Raw genomic sequence first — 14,633 nt, 5'->3', positions numbered from 1 at the left:
CCCATTCCTTTCCTTCACTTCTCAGGAGTCTTCATGCCCCATTCCTTTCCGGCCCGCCCTGTGCTGAGCGGCCTCGCACTTGCCGCCAGCGCCGCCTTCGCCGCGCTCGCACATGCCCAGCCCGCCCCACATGCCGGCCACCCGACTGCCGCAGCCAACGCCGGCACCGCCTGCGAAGCCTCTATCGAAGGTCGGCCCGGCAAGCGCTTCAGCACGCAGGAAATCCGCGTGAGCCGCCGCTGCGAGACCTTCACGGTGCATCTGGTGCATACCGGCAGGAAGCCCTGGCAGGAAGCCGGCCACAACTGGGTGCTGGCGCGCTCGGCGGACATCGATACCGTGATCGCCGACGGCCAGCGGGCCGGGCCGGAGCGCGCCTGGGTGCCGCGGGGCGATGCGCGCATCATCGCGGCCACGCAGATGCTGTCGGGGGGCGAACACGCCTCCGTCAGCTTCCCGGTGTCGCGCCTGCGCGCCGATGAACGCTACACCTACTACTGCTCGTTCCCCACGCACGCCGAACCCATGCGCGGCCAGCTCGTGCTGGTGGACTGACGGCAGCCGAGGAAGCGCTCCAGCGCCGGGCAGGCCGCGTTCAGCCGCGCATCAGCGCCTCGATCTCGCCCGCGTCCACCGGCACGTCGCGCGTGATCAGCTCGCAGCCTCCCTCGGTCACGATCGCGTCGTCCTCGATGCGGATGCCGATGTGGTGGAACGCCTCGGGCACCCCGGGCGCCGGCCGGATGTAGAGCCCTGGCTCGATGGTCAGCACCATGCCCGGGCGCAGGATGCGGCTGGGGCGGTTGGTGATGATCTCGCCCGACAGCGGATCCTTGCGCTCGCTGCTGTCGCCCACTTCCGACGGCTCCACATAGCTGCCGCAGTCGTGCACGTCCATGCCCAGCCAGTGGCCGGTGCGGTGCATGTAGAACGGGAAATACGCGCGCTGCTCGATCACGTCCTGCGCCGAGCCGAACTTGCTCTTGTCGAGCAACCCCAGGTCCAGCAGGCCCTGCGCCAGCACCGCCACGGTGGCATCGTGCGGGTCGTTGAAGCGCGCGCCCGCCTTGGTGGCGGCCACGGCCGCATGCTGGCTCGCGAGCACGAGGTCGTACACGTCGCGCTGCGGCCCCGTGAAGCGGCCGTCGGCCGGGAATGTGCGCGTGATGTCGCTGGCATAGCCGTCGAGTTCGCAACCCGCATCGATCAGCACCAGTTCGCCCGCGCGCACGGGCGCCGCGTCGGCGCGGTAGTGCAGCACGCAGGCATTGGCGCCGGCCGCGACGATGGAGTTGTATGCCACCGCCTGCGAGCCGTGGCGGCGGAACTCGTGCAGCAGCTCGGCATCGAGGTGGTACTCGCGCACGTCCTCGCCGGCACGCAGCATGCGCGCGCTGCACTGCATGGCGCGGACATGGGCGCCTGCGCTGATGCGGGCGGCCCGGCGCATGACATCCTGCTCGTGCGCGTCCTTCACGAGCCGCATCTCGTCGAGCAGCGTGCAGAGATCGCCCTGCTGCGCCGGGCACAGCGCGCCGAAACGCACGCGGGCGCGCACTTTCTGCAGCCAGCCATCCACCCGCGCCGCCAGGCCCTCGTGCGTGGCGAACGGGAACCACACCCGCTCGCGGTTCTCCAGCAGGCGCGGCAGCAGGGACTCCAGCTGCGCCGTCGAATGGGCGGCATCCACGCCCAGCGCCGCCACGGCCGCGTCGGGCCCCAGGCGGTAGCCGTCCCAAATCTCGCGCTCCAGGTCCTTGGGCTGGCAAAAGAGCGTGGAGCGCCCTTCCGCGGTAAGCACCAGCCAGGCCTGGGGTTCGGTGAATCCGGTGAGGTAGTAGAAGTAGCTGTCGTGCCGGTAGAGGTAATCGGTATCCCGGTTGCGCAGGTGCTCGGACGCGGTGGGGATGATGGCGATGCCGCCCTCGCCCAGCAGGGAGGCGAGGTGGGCGCGGCGGCGGGCGTAGGGGGAGGAAAGGGCGGTCATCGTTCGGTCTGCCTGGTTTTTGGATGCGGATCGGGAAATGCCGGCGGATCGGGGGTACCCCGCATGGCCTTCACACAGATCAGGTTCTACCACCGACGCGGCCGCCCCCGCCGCCGCGGGGCCATGGGCCAAGGCATTCAGGAGGTCCCCGGCCGCCCTCCGCGCGGCACGCGGGCCTCAGCGATTCAACACCGCCAGCCGCTCCGGCGTCCCCACGTCGGTCCACTGCCCGGTGTAGAGCGACGCCGTGACGCGCCCCTGCGCCATCGCCCGGCGCAGCAGCGGCGCGAGCGGCGCGGCCACGCCGCCGGGGTTGCCGGGGGGAATGCCGCACCAGGGTTCGGCGAAGAGTTCCGCCCGCAGCAGCGCGAGCGTGCTGTAGGTGTAGCGCGGACCAGGATCGTGCGCCGGCAGGTCGAGCGCGCGGCCATCGGGGCCAAGGCCGAAATCGCCGCGGGGATGGTGTGGCGGATTGGGCACGAGCCACAGGTGGGCCAGCGCATCGCCGGCCGTGAAGGCTGCCGCATCCTCCGCCGCGAACCGGAAATCGGGCGCGAACACGTCGCCCGCCGCCAGCCAGAAGACCTGACCGAGCTGCGGCAGGGCCCGGGCGATGCCGCCCGCCGTCTCGAGCGCTCCGCCGAAGTCACGGCCCTCGTGGGAATAGGCGATCGCCACCGCTCCGGTGCCCGCGGAACCCTCCCCTGCGGTGAACCGGGCACCGAACCGCTCGCCGATCTGATCGCCCAGCCAGGCCGTGTTGACCACGGCCGAGCGCACGCCAGCCGCGGCCAGGGCCTCCAGGTGCCACTGCAGCAGCGGGCGGCCACGCACGGCGAGCAGCGGCTTCGGGGTGGCGTCGGTCAGCGGGCGCATGCGCTCGCCCCGGCCGGCGGCCAGCAGCATGGCCGGGGGCTGGGCATGGGAAGTCGAGGGAAAGGAGCCTGTGGAGGTCGGGAAAGGCGTCATGCAGGAATCATGGAGCGGAAGTCCGGGCGCCATCGCCATCGTCGGCGACCCAACCGCGGTGCAGCGCATGCCGCTGCACCGTGGCGGGCTCGAACAGTGCGAGCAACGCGTCCAGCAGCGTCCGGGCCTGGGCGGAATGGTCGGCGCCGAAATTGCACACGTACACATCGAGCGTGACGGCGGCTTGCTCGGGCCAGGTATGGATGCACAGGTGCGACTCGGCCAGCAGCACGGTGGCGGTGACCCCTCCGGGCCCGTGCGCGGTCGCTGGGAAGGAATGGAACAGCCGGCCCACCGCCTGCAGGCCGGCGGCGCGCACGGCGTCCAGGCAGGCTTCGCCCAGCGCATCGGCATCGAGCAGCCAGCGCGGCGCGCAGCGGCAGCCATGGAGATCGGCAGTGAGGTGCAGGCCTTGCATGGCCCGCACTGTAGTGCAGGGCTCGGACTTCCCGTGGGCAAGGCCGGGGGTGGCCCGGTAAAATGCGCGGTTTTCCCCTCCCCAGCCCCTTCCGGAGCCGCCCCTGATGGCCAATTCTCAACAGATGGCGAATGCGATCCGCGCACTCGCAATGGATGCAGTTCAACAGGCCAATTCCGGCCATCCCGGCGCCCCGATGGGCATGGCCGACATGGCCGTCGCGCTGTGGTCCCGCCACCTGCGCCACAACCCGGCCAACCCGCAGTGGGCCGACCGCGACCGCTTCGTGCTCTCCAACGGCCACGGCTCCATGCTGCTGTACGCGCTGCTGCACCTCACGGGCTACGACCTGCCGATCGACGAGCTGAAGAACTTCCGCCAGCTGCACAGCAAGACGGCCGGCCATCCCGAATACGGCATCACCCCCGGCGTCGAGACGACCACCGGCCCGCTGGGCCAGGGCATCACCAATGCCGTGGGCTTCGCGCTGGCCGAGAAGCTGCTGGCCCGCGAGTTCAACCGCAAGAACGGCGACGTGGACCACACCATCGTGGACCACCACACCTACGTGTTCCTCGGCGACGGCTGCCTGATGGAAGGCATCAGCCAGGAGGCGATCTCGCTGGCCGGCGCCTGGAAGCTGGGCAAGCTGATCGCGCTCTACGACGACAACGGCATCTCCATCGACGGCCAGGTCGCGCCCTGGTTCGTGGACGATACCCCCGGCCGTTTCCGCGCCAGCGGCTGGAACGTGATCGGCCCGGTCGACGGCCATGACGTGGAGGCCGTGGCCGCCGCGGTGCAGAGCGCCAAGACCAGCATCGACAAGCCCACCCTGATCGTCTGCAAGACCGCCATCGGCAAGGGCTCGCCCAACCGCGCCGGCACCTCCAAGGCCCACGGCGAACCGCTGGGCGCCGACGAGATCACCCTGACGCGCAACGCCATCGGCTGGAGCCACGTGCCCTTCGAGATCCCGGCCGAGGTGTACGCCGACTGGAACGCCAAGGACGCCGGCGCACAGGCCGAGTCCGACTGGCAGCAGCGCTTCGACGCCTACGCCGCCGCGTACCCCGAACTGGCCGCCGAATTCCTGCGCCGCATGGCGGGCGACCTGCCCAGGCATTTCGCCCAGACCGCGGTGGACACGGTGGTGAACGCCCACACCAAGGCCGAGACCGTGGCCAGCCGCAAGGCCAGCCAGCTCGCGCTGGAAGCCTTCACGGCCGCGCTGCCCGAACTGCTCGGCGGCAGCGCCGACCTGACGGGCTCCAACCTCACCAACACCAAGAGCACGCCCGCGCTGCGCTTCGACGAGAACGGCGACGTGGTGCAGGTGGAAGTCAACACCGGCGGCGCGGAAACCGCCAAGCTGGGCGGCCGCCACATCAACTACGGCGTGCGCGAGTTCGGTATGGCCGCGATCATGAACGGCATCGCGCTGCACGGCGGCTTCATCCCCTACGGCGGCACCTTCCTCACGTTCAGCGACTACAGCCGCAACGCCATCCGCATGGCCGCGCTGATGAAGCTGCGCGTGGTGCACGTGTTCACGCACGACTCCATCGGCCTGGGCGAGGACGGCCCCACCCACCAGTCGATCGAGCATGCCGCCAGCCTGCGCCTGATCCCGGGCCTGGACGTCTGGCGCCCCGCCGACACGGCCGAGACCGCCGTGGCCTGGAGCGTGGCCCTGTCCAACCGCAACCGTCCCACCGCCCTGCTGCTGTCGCGCCAGAACCTCGCCTACGCCCCCAAGCGCGATCTGGGCGACATCTCGCGCGGCGCCTACGTGCTCTCCGAGCCGGCCGACGCCGGCATCAAGAAGAAGGCCCAGGCGGTCATCATCGCCACCGGCTCCGAAGTGCAGCTGGCCCTGGCCGCACAGAAGCTGCTGGCTGAGAAGAAGATCGCCGTGCGCGTGGTCTCCATGCCCAGCACCACCACCTTCGACCGTGAAGATGCGAAGTACAAGACCAGCGTGCTGCCGGCCGGCGTGCCGCGCATCGCCGTGGAAATGGGCGTGACCGACGGCTGGTGGAAGTACGGTTGCGCCGCCGTGGTCGGCATCGACACCTTCGGCGAGTCGGCACCGGCCCCGGTGCTGTTCAAGCACTTCGGATTCACGCCGGAGAACGTGGCCGATTCCGTCATGGTGGCGATCGGCGCTGCGCGGCTGAAGAAGCAGCCCGCCGCCAAGACGGCCCACTGAACCCCTTCCGCCCGCCGCGCCTGCACGCAGCGGGCGCGGCGTGGCAGTCCCCCGTTTTCGACTTTGCAACCTTGGAGAGACAAACCATGACCATCAAGATCGGTATCAACGGCTTCGGCCGCATCGGCCGCAACGTGCTGCGCTCGGCCGTGCAGAACTTCAGCGACATCGAAGTCGTGGGCATCAACGACCTGCTGGAGCCCGACTACCTGGCCTACATGCTGCAGTACGACTCGGTGCACGGCCGCTTCGAGGGCACCGTGTCGGTCGAGGGCAACACGCTGGTGGTGAACGGCAAGAAGATCCGCCTGACGCAGGAGCGCGATCCGGCCGCCCTGAAGTGGGGCGAGATCGGCGCCGAGGTGGTGATCGAGTCCACGGGCCTGTTCCTCGACAAGACGACGGCCCAGAAGCACCTGGACGCGGGCGCGAAGAAGGTCGTGCTGTCGGCGCCGTCGAAAGACGACACGCCGATGTTCGTCTATGGCGTGAACCACGACACGTACGCCGGCCAGGCCATCATCTCCAACGCCTCGTGCACCACGAACTGCCTGGCCCCCGTGGCCAAGGTGCTCAACGACAAGTGGGGCATCAAGCGCGGCCTGATGACCACGGTGCACGCCGCCACGGCCACGCAGAAGACGGTGGACGGCCCCTCCAACAAGGACTGGCGCGGCGGCCGCGGCATCCTGGAGAACATCATCCCCTCCTCCACCGGCGCCGCCAAGGCCGTGGGCGTGGTGATCCCCGCGCTGAACAAGAAGCTGACCGGCATGTCCTTCCGCGTGCCCACCTCCGACGTGTCGGTGGTGGACCTGACGGTGGAGCTGGAGAAGGCTGCCACGTACGAAGAGATCAAGGCCGAGATGAAGGCCCAGTCCGAAGGCGCCCTGAAGGGCGTGCTGGGCTACACGGAAGACAAGGTGGTGGCCACCGACTTCCGCGGCGACGCGCGCACCTCGATCTTCGACGCCGATGCCGGCATCGCGCTGGACGGCACCTTCGTGAAGGTCGTCTCCTGGTACGACAACGAGTGGGGCTACTCCAACAAGTGCCTGGAAATGGTGCGCGTGGTCGCGGGCAAGTAAGCCCGCTCCCGCCCGGGACGACAACCAAGCCAGAACCGCTTGCCGGTTCTGGCTTTTTTTGCGCGCGCCGCAGACCCAGCACAGGCGTTGCGCGACATTCCATGCGCGGCGGGCGGTGCACCATGGCGGCATGACCGATCCGAACGACGCCCCCGCCCCCCTGCCTCCGATCACCTGGGACGATTTCGCCCGGGTGGAACTGCGCGCCGGCCGCATCGTGGCCGCCGAGCCGTTTCCGCAGGCCCGCAAGCCCGCCTACATCCTGCATGTCGATTTCGGCCCCGCACTGGGCGTGCGCAAGTCGAGCGCCCAGATCACGGCGCGCTACACGCCCGAGACGCTGGTGGGCCGGCAGGTCGTCGCGGTACTGAACTTTCCGCCCAAGCAGATCGGCCCGATCCGGTCGGAATGCCTGGTCACCGGCTTTCCCGATGCCGACGGCCACGTGGTGCTGTGCACGCCGGCGCAGGAGGTGCCCCTGGGGGCTCGGCTGTTTTGAACGGGCCGCGGCGGCAGCGCGGGCCCTGCGCAACTACTCGACGCGCACGCCCGCCGCCTGCACGATCCGCCCGGCGGCCGTGGCGTCGTCCCGCAGCAGTTGCTGGAAGTCGGCCACGGGCAGGGTGCCGGCCTCCACGCCCACGCGTGCCAGGCGCTCCTGCACGACCGGATCGGCCAGCACCTTGCGCACGGCGGCGTTGATGCGCTCCACCTCGGCGGTCGGCGTGCCGGCCGGCGCCAGCAGGCCGAGCCAGGAGTCGAACGCATACCCCGGCAGGCCGGACTCGGCCACGGTGGGCAGGTCGGGCAGGAAGCGCGACCGGGCCGTGCCGGAATAGGCCAGCAGCTTCACGCGCGGATCGCCGCGCAGGGGCAGCATGCCGATGGTCGCACCCGTCACCACCTGCACGCGGCCGGCCAGCAGTTCGGTGGTGGCGTCGCCCGTGGACTTGAACGGAATATGCTGCAGCTGCACGCCCGCCTGCGCCACCAGCGATGCGGTGGCGAGGTGCGATGCGCTGCCATTGCCGGCCGATGCGTAGTTCAGTACGCCAGGCTGCGCCCGGGCTTTCGCGATCAGGTCCGCGATGGAGGTGATGCCCGAGGATGCCGGCACCCCCACCACGTAGCCGGTGCGGCCCAGGAACGACACGCCCGTGAAGTCCTTCACCGGATCGTAGGGCAGCCGCGCATAGAGATGGCTGGCCAGGTGGTGGCTCGCGGCCGCGAGCACCAGGGTGTTGCCGTCCGGCGCTGCCCGGGCGACCTGGGCCGTGCCCACGGTGCCGCCCGCGCCCGCGCGGTTGTCCACGATCACGGTGGCGCCGAGCGCCTGGCCCAGTTCGTTGCTGAAGGTGCGGGCCACCGTGTCCTGCGTGGCGCCGGCGCCGAAGGGCACGACGATGCGGATCACGCGCTCGGCGTGCACGGTGCCGCACAGGGCCGCCAGCACGGTGGCGGCGGTTGCCACGGCCAGCAGGCGGCGGCGTTGCGAAAGCGAAGGGGTGGCGGAATTCATGGCGTTCAGGACCGGTCGGGATGGAGCCACCGTTCGGCCAGCCGCACGAAGTAGCGGGCGCCGGTGGCGAGGATGCCGTCGTTGAAATCGAACGAGCGGTTGTGGATCAGGCACGGCCCGTCGCCATGCCCCGGCAGGCGGTGGTCGCCGGGGCCGTTGCCGATGAAGGCGTAGCAGCCGGGGCGCACGCGCAGCATGTGGGCGAAGTCCTCGGCGGCCAGCACGGGCGGGAACGCGTCGTCCACCGCGTCCGGCCCGGCGATCTCGCGCATCACCTCCGCAGCGAAGGCGGCCTCTGCCGGGTGGTTGACGAGCGGAGGCGAGGCACGCGTGAAGCGCACCTCGGCCGTGCAGCCGTGCGCCAGCGCCGTGTGCTCCGCCTGGCGGCGCAGCGCCGCCTCGATGCGGTCGAGCGCGTCGACCGAGAAAGTACGCACCGTGCCGCCGACCCAGGCCGTGTCGGGAATGACGTTGGGGGCATCGGAGCCCTGGATCTGCGTGACCGCGAGCAGCGCCCGGTCGCGCCCGTCCACGTGCCGCGCCACCAGGGTCTGCAGCTGCTGGGCGAGATCGATGGTGGCGGCCACCGGGTCGATGCCGGTGTGCGGCTGCGAGGCATGGGCCCCGCGCCCCGCGAGGGTGACGCGCCAGGTGTTGCTCGAAGCCATGAGCGCGCCGCCGTTGAGGGCGAACGCGCCCACGCGCTCGAGCGCGAAGTTGTGCAGCGCGAAGACGGCATCGCACGGAAAGCGCTCGAAGAGGCCTTCCTCGATCATGCGGCGCGCGCCGGCCTTGCCCATCTCCTCGGCAGGCTGGAAGACCAGGTGCACCGTGCCCGCGAAATCGCGCGTGCGGGCCAGGTGCCAGGCGGCCGCCAGCAACATGGTGGTGTGGCCGTCGTGCCCGCAGGCGTGCATGCGACCGGCATGGACCGAGCGGTGGGAGAAGCGGTTCTCCTCGTCGAGCGGCAGGGCATCCATGTCCGCGCGCAGCCCGATGGTGCGCGTGCCCGCGTGGCGGCCGCGCAGCACTCCCACCACGCCGGTGCCCGCGATGCCCTCGTGCACCTCGTCGGCGCCCCATTCGCGCAGCCGCGCGGCCACGACGGCCGCGGTGCGGTGCTCTTCGAAACCCAGTTCGGGATGGGCGTGCAGGTCGCGCCGCAAGGCCACGAACGCGGCCATGTCGGCAAAGCTTTCATCGAGGGGGGTCGGCAAGGTGGGCGTCTCCGGTTCGGGACATGCCGCCATGCAAAGGACCGGCTGCGCGCATGCGGCGCGGCAACCGCGCCGCGCAGGGTCGGGGTGTCGTCGGGAAGAACCCCCGATTCTGGAAAGACACGGATGTCCAGCCAAACGCGGAAATCGCATAAGCAAAAGCGTTTTCCGATCTCCCGCGGCAGACGCAACCGTAAGAAACGGCCCACGGCGCCTGCTGCGCTGCGCCTACGCGGCCGGCCGGGACCGGTGCCAACAATCGGAAACCTTCCTTACCGTCGCGCTCACCGCCTCCGGTATTCGCCCCCATTCAAAGGAGTTCCGCCATGCAGACTGCCACCCTTCTTCGCACCGCCACGGCCGTTCTGGCTTTGGGAGCGCTTGCGGCATGCTCGTCCACGCCGCCCCCGACCGACCAGATGGCCGTGACCCGCACGACGGTCAACCGCGTGGCCGGCGAGCCGCAGGTCGCGGCCAATGCACCCGTGGAACTGCAGCGGGCCCGTGACAAGCTAGTGGCGGCCGAGAAGGCCATGACCGACAAGCAGTACGACATGGCCCGCCGCTACGCCGCCGAGGCGGAAGCGGATGCCCGCGTCGCGGAGACCAAGGCGGACGCCGCCAACAACGCCGCCACGCTGCAGCAAGTGCGCACCAGCATTCAGTCGCTCCAGTCGGAAATCACGCGGCGCGATCCCGCACCCGCAGTCGCCCCTGGCGCCGCCGCCGTGCCTGCCCCGATGCCTGCGCCCATGCCGGCGCCTGCGATCGCGCCCCGGCCGGCCGCCAACCCCACCGCCGTGCCCGGCATGCCGGTGCCCCCCGCCCCGGCTCCCGCCCGTTGAGCCCCGACCGAATGACACCCGACAGGGAGAAACACACCATGCGCAATACCCTCCGCCGCTCCACCGCCCTCGCCGCCGTGCTCGTCTCCGCAGGCCTCCTGGCTGCCTGCGCGACGCGCGCCCCGCTCGATTCGGTCGAAACCGCCCGCATCGCCGTCAACCGTGCCGCCAATGACCCGGCCGTCGTGCAGAACGCCCCGCTGGAACTGAAGGCCGCGACCGACACGCTGGCCCGTGCGGACCGCGTCTGGAGCGACAAGAACGATGCAGCCGAAGCCAACCACCTCGCCTATCTCGCCACGCAGCGTGCCGACATCGCCTCCAACGTGGCCCGCTCGCGGGTGCTGGATGCGGACATCAAGAAGGCAGGTGCCGATGCCGAGCGCCTGCGCCTGACCAGCGAAGCCGACCGGGCCCGCATGCAGGCCGAGGCGAACGCCCGCAGCGCCCAGCAGGCGCAGTTGCAGGCCGCGAGCGCCGAACAGCGCGCCGCGGACAATGCTGCCCGCGTCCGCGCGCTGGAAGCGCAACTGCGCGACATCGAGGCGCAGCAGACCGAGCGCGGCCTGCTGGTGACGCTGGGCGACGTGCTGTTCGCCTTCAACAAGGCCGAACTGTCCGCCCAGGCCGGACCGCGGCTGGACAAGCTGGCGAACTTCCTGCGCCAGTTCCCCGACCGCAAGCTCATCATTGAAGGACACACGGACAGCGTGGGCGGCGACGCTTACAACCAGAGCCTGTCGGAGCGCCGTGCGCAGGCCGTGCAGAGCGCGCTGGTGCAGCGCGGCGTCGCACCGGACCGCATCACCGCCCGCGGATACGGCAAGACCTACCCGGTGGCCGACAACAGCTCGCCCGAGGGCCGCGCCATGAACCGGCGCGTGGAAATCGTCATCGCCGACGACAAGGGCAACCTGCGGGGCCGCTGATCCCCCGGCCTCGTCCAGGCCCTCCCGGCCCTGCCGGCGCATCCGCGCCGGCAGGGCTTTTTTGACTGCACGGCGCTGCCCGATACTGCACCCCATGAACGCCCACGACGTCCTGCATTTCTGGTTCGATGAATCCACGCCCGAGCAATGGTTCCGCAAGGACGAAGCCTTCGACGAAGCCGTCCGCGCGCGCTTCGCTACCCTGCACCGCCGGGCATCGCTGGGCGAACTGTGGGAATGGCGCACGGATGCCGCAGGGCGCCTCGCCGAGGTCATCGTGCTCGACCAGTTCTCGCGCAACCTGCTGCGCGGGCAGGCAGCGTCGTTCGCCCAGGACGGCATGGCCCTGGTGCTCGCGCAGGAGGCCATCGCGCAGGGCCTGGACACCGCACTGCCGCCGCTCCGGCGAGCGTTCCTGTACATGCCGTTCATGCACAGCGAGTCGGCGCGCATGCAGGCGGAATCCGTGCGGCTTTTCACCGCGTTGGGGCAGGAGAACAACCTGGACTTCGCGCTGCAGCACCAGGCAATCGTGGACCGGTTCGGGCGGTTTCCGCACCGCAACGCGGTGCTGGGCCGCGAGACCACGGCGGAAGAAGCGCTGTTCCTGCAGCAGCCCGGCAGCTCCTTCTGACGCACCGACCCTTTCCTCCACCGCGGTAAAGGCGCCCCCCCGGAATGGGCTTTCATCATTTCGGCGGCAGATACTGTAAATTAATACAGTGTCCACCTTATCCAAGCTCGCCATCCTCGCGGACGCCGCCAAATACGACGCATCGTGCGCCTCCAGCGGCACGTCGGCGCGCAACTCCGTGGGCGGCAAGGGCATCGGGTCGACGGAGGGCATGGGCATCTGCCACAGCTATGCGCCCGACGGGCGGTGCATCTCGCTGCTCAAGATCCTGCTCACCAACTACTGCCAGTACGACTGCCTCTATTGCGTGAACCGCGTCAGCAGCAACGTGCCACGCGCCCGCTTCTCGGTGCGGGAGGTGGTGGATCTCACGCTGGACTTCTATCGCCGCAACTGCATCGAAGGGCTGTTCCTCTCCAGCGGCATCATCCAGAACCCCGACTACACCATGGAGCGTGTGGTGGAAGTGGCCCGGGCGCTGCGCGAGGACCACGATTTCCGCGGCTACATCCACCTCAAGACGATCCCGGACGCCGCCCCCGAGTTGCTGGAGCGCGCGGGCCGCTACGCCGACCGGCTGAGCATCAACATCGAGTTGCCCACCTCCCAGGGACTGGCAGCGCTGGCGCCCGAGAAGGACGGCACAGCCATCCAGCGCTCCATGGGCCGCCTGGCGGTGCACATCGACGAAGCACGGCAGGCGCGGGCGCAGCAGCAGGGGCCGCGTGCCGGCACGGAGCGCATCGTCTCACTGCCCGGCCGCGCCCGGCGGGCCGAGGCGCCGCGCTTCGCGCCGGGCGGGCAAAGCACGCAGATGATCGTGGGCGCGGACGGCGCGGACGACCGCACCATCCTGGCCACGAGCGCACGGCTCTATGGAGGCTTCGGCCTGCGCCGCGTGTACTACTCCGCCTTCAGCCCCATTCCCGATGCCCCGCGCGCCCTGCCCCTGGCCGCGCCGCCACTGGTGCGCGAGCACCGGCTCTACCAAGCCGACTGGCTCATGCGCTTCTACGGTTTCACCCACGACGAGATCGTGCCGCCCGCGCCGCAGGGCGACGGGACGGGCGGCATGCTGTCGCTGGACATGGACCCCAAGCTCGCCTGGGCCGTGGCGCACCCGGAGCACTTCCCCGTGGACCTGAACACCGCGGCGCGCGAACGGCTGCTGCGCGTGCCCGGCCTGGGCGTGCGCACGGTGGAGCGCCTGCTGGCCGCCCGGCGCGTGCGCCGGCTGGGCCATGCCGACCTGGGCCGGCTGCACGTGCCCCTGTCCCGCGTGCTGCCCTTCGTCTGCGTGGCCGACCACCGCCCGGCCGAGCGGCTGCGCGATCCGGCACGCCTGCGCGCCTGGCTGTCGCCGCAGCCGTCGCAAGCCCGCCTGTTCGCATGACCGCCGACGGCACCGCGCACCGTACCGTCGTCCTGCAGCACCCTGCCGACTGGCAGGGTTTCCGGGCGGGCGCACGCGCCTGCCTGCATGCCGGATTGGTGCCGAAACAGGTGGTCTGGCAGGTCACCGGCGGGGCGGAAGACGATCTCTTCGGCGCTGCCGATGCCTGGCACGCGGCCGGCGGCACGCAGGGCGCCACGCCACCACCGGGCCCGGAAGGCGCAGGGGAGCCGGCTGGCACGCCCGTGCATGTGCCGCGGGCCTTCCTCGCGCTGTGCGAGAGCGCCTGCCTGCACCGCGACCCGGCCCGCTTCGCCTTGCTCTACCGCGCGCTCTGGCGCATGGCGCACGAACCGGCGCTGCGCCACGACCCGCTGGACGCGGACATCGCGCGCGTGCGGCAGATGGCCGCCGCCGTGCGGCGGGACATGCACAAGATGCGGGCCTTCGTGCGCTTCCGCCCGGTGGAGGATGGCGGCGCCGGCCCGCTGCACGTGGCCTGGTTCGAGCCGGACCATTTCATCGTGCGGACCAACGCCGCCTTCTTCGTACAACGCTTCACCCAGATGCGCTGGGCGCTGCTCACGCCCGAATGCAGCCTGCACTGGGACGGTGCCACGCTGCAGACCGGGCCGGGCGCCACGCGCGCCGATGCCCCGCCCCCCGATGCCGGCGAAGCGCTCTGGCTGACCTATTACCGGCACACCTTCAACCCCGCGCGCCTCAAGCTGGACATGATGCGGCGCGAGATGCCGGTGCGCTACTGGAAGAACCTGCCGGAGGCGGCGCTGATCGGCGAGCTGGCGCAGGGCGCGGCCGAGCGCAGCGGGCGGATGGTCGAGGCGCCGGCCACGGGGCCCCGCCGGCGCATCGCGCAAGGCCGCGCCGGACGCGGCGCCTGAAGCGCAGCGGGGGCCAACGCCCCGCAAGTCGCTGCGGCGGCGGACACGGCCGTGCCGGCCGCCCCCTCTTACTCCGCGACGGTGCGGATGGTTTCGCGGCCGTTCTTGTCCTTCAGCCGGCCCAGGTCGGTATCGATGGCACGGGCCAGCTTCTCCACGGCCGCCATGAAGGCATCTGCAACCTTGTCGGCATCGGCGTTCACGGCGATCGGCTGCCGCCCGGCGAGCCGCGCCTCGGCCACGCAGCGCTTGTCTCCTCCGCCGGACTTGCCGGCATCGAGGTCCGACAGATGCACTTCCACGCGGGTCAGATGGTCGCGGAAGCGCGCCAGCCGGCTGGCGGTTTCGGTCTGGACCCATTGGACGAGCGACTCGCCGCCCTGGATGTGTTCGTCGTGCTGGACCTGTACTTGCATGGATGCCTCCTCGGTGGGAACGAAAAAAGGTGCTGTCACCCCGAGAGTCGCGGCGGCTTCCGGAAATGCAAGAGGTGCCGGCCACGGCTGTGCTTCCAAAGGTG

The 14,633-nt window shown here is 70.5% G+C and carries 15 protein-coding genes; 9 read left to right on the top strand and 6 right to left on the bottom strand.

Annotation, left to right across the window (positions count from 1 at the left end; genetic code table 11):
* The first annotated feature begins 33 nt into the window (after positions 1-33).
* The gene (azu, locus tag T336_RS0108390) at positions 34-555 is read left to right on the top strand and encodes an azurin (RefSeq protein ID WP_026432204.1); all 522 of its coding nucleotides are present in this window, start codon (positions 34-36) and stop codon (positions 553-555) included.
* 40 nt (positions 556-595) lie between these two features.
* Here the strand turns inward: azu and T336_RS0108385 are convergent, their stop codons facing one another.
* From T336_RS0108385 to speD, 3 genes are all read right to left on the bottom strand, one after another.
* On the bottom strand, positions 596-1,987 hold the full coding sequence (locus T336_RS0108385) for an aminopeptidase P N-terminal domain-containing protein (protein WP_026432203.1): 1,392 nt from the start codon (positions 1,985-1,987) through the stop codon (positions 596-598).
* 177 nt (positions 1,988-2,164) lie between these two features.
* Positions 2,165-2,956 carry a nucleotidyltransferase family protein gene (locus tag T336_RS0108380; RefSeq protein ID WP_020425092.1) on the bottom strand — a complete coding sequence of 264 codons (792 nt, stop codon included), beginning with the start codon at positions 2,954-2,956 and terminating at the stop codon, positions 2,165-2,167.
* A 7-nt stretch (positions 2,957-2,963) separates the two neighbouring features.
* Entirely contained in the window at positions 2,964-3,374 is a 411-nt protein-coding gene (speD, locus tag T336_RS0108375) for an adenosylmethionine decarboxylase (RefSeq protein ID WP_026432202.1), read from the bottom strand.
* A 106-nt stretch (positions 3,375-3,480) separates the two neighbouring features.
* On the opposite strand from speD, the gene tkt reads away from it, so the two are divergent.
* From tkt to T336_RS0108360, 3 genes are all read left to right on the top strand, one after another.
* Complete coding sequence (tkt, locus tag T336_RS0108370; protein ID WP_026432201.1) at positions 3,481-5,586, top strand: transketolase; 2,106 nt, start codon at positions 3,481-3,483, stop codon at positions 5,584-5,586.
* Positions 5,587-5,672: 86 nt separating this feature from the next.
* A complete protein-coding gene (gene gap, locus T336_RS0108365) occupies positions 5,673-6,674 on the top strand; it encodes a type I glyceraldehyde-3-phosphate dehydrogenase (RefSeq protein WP_019703809.1) in 1,002 nt (333 codons plus the stop codon).
* 130 nt (positions 6,675-6,804) lie between these two features.
* A complete protein-coding gene (locus T336_RS0108360; protein WP_051647094.1) occupies positions 6,805-7,173 on the top strand; it encodes a tRNA-binding protein in 369 nt (122 codons plus the stop codon).
* A 33-nt stretch (positions 7,174-7,206) separates the two neighbouring features.
* Here the strand turns inward: T336_RS0108360 and T336_RS0108355 are convergent, their stop codons facing one another.
* Together T336_RS0108355 and T336_RS0108350 are read right to left on the bottom strand one after the other, a co-directional pair.
* A complete protein-coding gene (locus T336_RS0108355) occupies positions 7,207-8,193 on the bottom strand; it encodes a tripartite tricarboxylate transporter substrate binding protein (protein ID WP_026432199.1) in 987 nt (328 codons plus the stop codon).
* Between the two features lie 5 nt (positions 8,194-8,198).
* A complete protein-coding gene (locus T336_RS0108350; RefSeq protein WP_035225481.1) occupies positions 8,199-9,377 on the bottom strand; it encodes a M20 aminoacylase family protein in 1,179 nt (392 codons plus the stop codon).
* Positions 9,378-9,736: 359 nt separating this feature from the next.
* On the opposite strand from T336_RS0108350, the gene T336_RS0108345 reads away from it, so the two are divergent.
* The 5 genes from T336_RS0108345 (at position 9,737) to T336_RS0108325 (ending at position 14,113) form a co-directional block, all read left to right on the top strand.
* Positions 9,737-10,255, top strand: a complete 519-nt coding sequence (locus T336_RS0108345; RefSeq protein ID WP_026432197.1) for a DUF4398 domain-containing protein — start codon at positions 9,737-9,739, stop codon at positions 10,253-10,255.
* 38 nt (positions 10,256-10,293) lie between these two features.
* Complete coding sequence (locus T336_RS0108340) at positions 10,294-11,184, top strand: OmpA family protein (RefSeq protein WP_019703814.1); 891 nt, start codon at positions 10,294-10,296, stop codon at positions 11,182-11,184.
* A 94-nt stretch (positions 11,185-11,278) separates the two neighbouring features.
* Complete coding sequence (locus T336_RS0108335; RefSeq protein WP_026432196.1) at positions 11,279-11,818, top strand: DUF924 family protein; 540 nt, start codon at positions 11,279-11,281, stop codon at positions 11,816-11,818.
* Between the two features lie 88 nt (positions 11,819-11,906).
* On the top strand, positions 11,907-13,211 hold the full coding sequence (locus T336_RS0108330; RefSeq protein ID WP_026432195.1) for a putative DNA modification/repair radical SAM protein: 1,305 nt from the start codon (positions 11,907-11,909) through the stop codon (positions 13,209-13,211).
* Positions 13,208-14,113, top strand: coding sequence for a TIGR03915 family putative DNA repair protein (locus T336_RS0108325; protein ID WP_026432194.1), 906 nt, complete (start codon positions 13,208-13,210; stop codon positions 14,111-14,113). Before T336_RS0108330 ends, T336_RS0108325 begins: the two co-directional genes overlap by 4 nt.
* A gap of 68 nt (positions 14,114-14,181) precedes the next feature.
* Here the strand turns inward: T336_RS0108325 and T336_RS0108320 are convergent, their stop codons facing one another.
* Positions 14,182-14,529 carry an HPF/RaiA family ribosome-associated protein gene (locus T336_RS0108320; RefSeq protein ID WP_019703818.1) on the bottom strand — a complete coding sequence of 116 codons (348 nt, stop codon included), beginning with the start codon at positions 14,527-14,529 and terminating at the stop codon, positions 14,182-14,184.
* Between the last annotated feature and the right edge of the window lie 104 nt (positions 14,530-14,633).

The sequence above is a fragment of the Paracidovorax oryzae ATCC 19882 genome, from assembly GCF_000687165.1.
Taxonomy (GTDB): Bacteria; Pseudomonadota; Gammaproteobacteria; order Burkholderiales; family Burkholderiaceae_C; genus Paracidovorax; species Paracidovorax oryzae.
The sequence above is the reverse complement of the archived record's forward strand: the minus strand, read 5'-3'. Positions and strand labels throughout refer to the sequence as shown.

What these genes read in the sequence shown, in the direction of transcription:
- T336_RS0108350 (WP_035225481.1), bottom strand. Translation starts at nt 9,377, where the DNA reads ATGGCCGCGTTCGTGGCCTTGCGGCGCGACCTGCACGCCCATCCCGAA.
- T336_RS0108335 (WP_026432196.1), top strand. Translation starts at nt 11,279, where the DNA reads ATGAACGCCCACGACGTCCTGCATTTCTGGTTCGATGAATCCACGCCC.
- T336_RS0108345 (WP_026432197.1), top strand. Translation starts at nt 9,737, where the DNA reads ATGCAGACTGCCACCCTTCTTCGCACCGCCACGGCCGTTCTGGCTTTG.
- T336_RS0108325 (WP_026432194.1), top strand. Translation starts at nt 13,208, where the DNA reads ATGACCGCCGACGGCACCGCGCACCGTACCGTCGTCCTGCAGCACCCT.
- T336_RS0108340 (WP_019703814.1), top strand. Translation starts at nt 10,294, where the DNA reads ATGCGCAATACCCTCCGCCGCTCCACCGCCCTCGCCGCCGTGCTCGTC.
- speD (WP_026432202.1), bottom strand. Translation starts at nt 3,374, where the DNA reads ATGCAAGGCCTGCACCTCACTGCCGATCTCCATGGCTGCCGCTGCGCG.
- T336_RS0108385 (WP_026432203.1), bottom strand. Translation starts at nt 1,987, where the DNA reads ATGACCGCCCTTTCCTCCCCCTACGCCCGCCGCCGCGCCCACCTCGCC.
- gap (WP_019703809.1), top strand. Translation starts at nt 5,673, where the DNA reads ATGACCATCAAGATCGGTATCAACGGCTTCGGCCGCATCGGCCGCAAC.
- tkt (WP_026432201.1), top strand. Translation starts at nt 3,481, where the DNA reads ATGGCCAATTCTCAACAGATGGCGAATGCGATCCGCGCACTCGCAATG.
- T336_RS0108355 (WP_026432199.1), bottom strand. Translation starts at nt 8,193, where the DNA reads ATGAATTCCGCCACCCCTTCGCTTTCGCAACGCCGCCGCCTGCTGGCC.
- T336_RS0108380 (WP_020425092.1), bottom strand. Translation starts at nt 2,956, where the DNA reads ATGACGCCTTTCCCGACCTCCACAGGCTCCTTTCCCTCGACTTCCCAT.
- T336_RS0108360 (WP_051647094.1), top strand. Translation starts at nt 6,805, where the DNA reads ATGACCGATCCGAACGACGCCCCCGCCCCCCTGCCTCCGATCACCTGG.
- azu (WP_026432204.1), top strand. Translation starts at nt 34, where the DNA reads ATGCCCCATTCCTTTCCGGCCCGCCCTGTGCTGAGCGGCCTCGCACTT.
- T336_RS0108320 (WP_019703818.1), bottom strand. Translation starts at nt 14,529, where the DNA reads ATGCAAGTACAGGTCCAGCACGACGAACACATCCAGGGCGGCGAGTCG.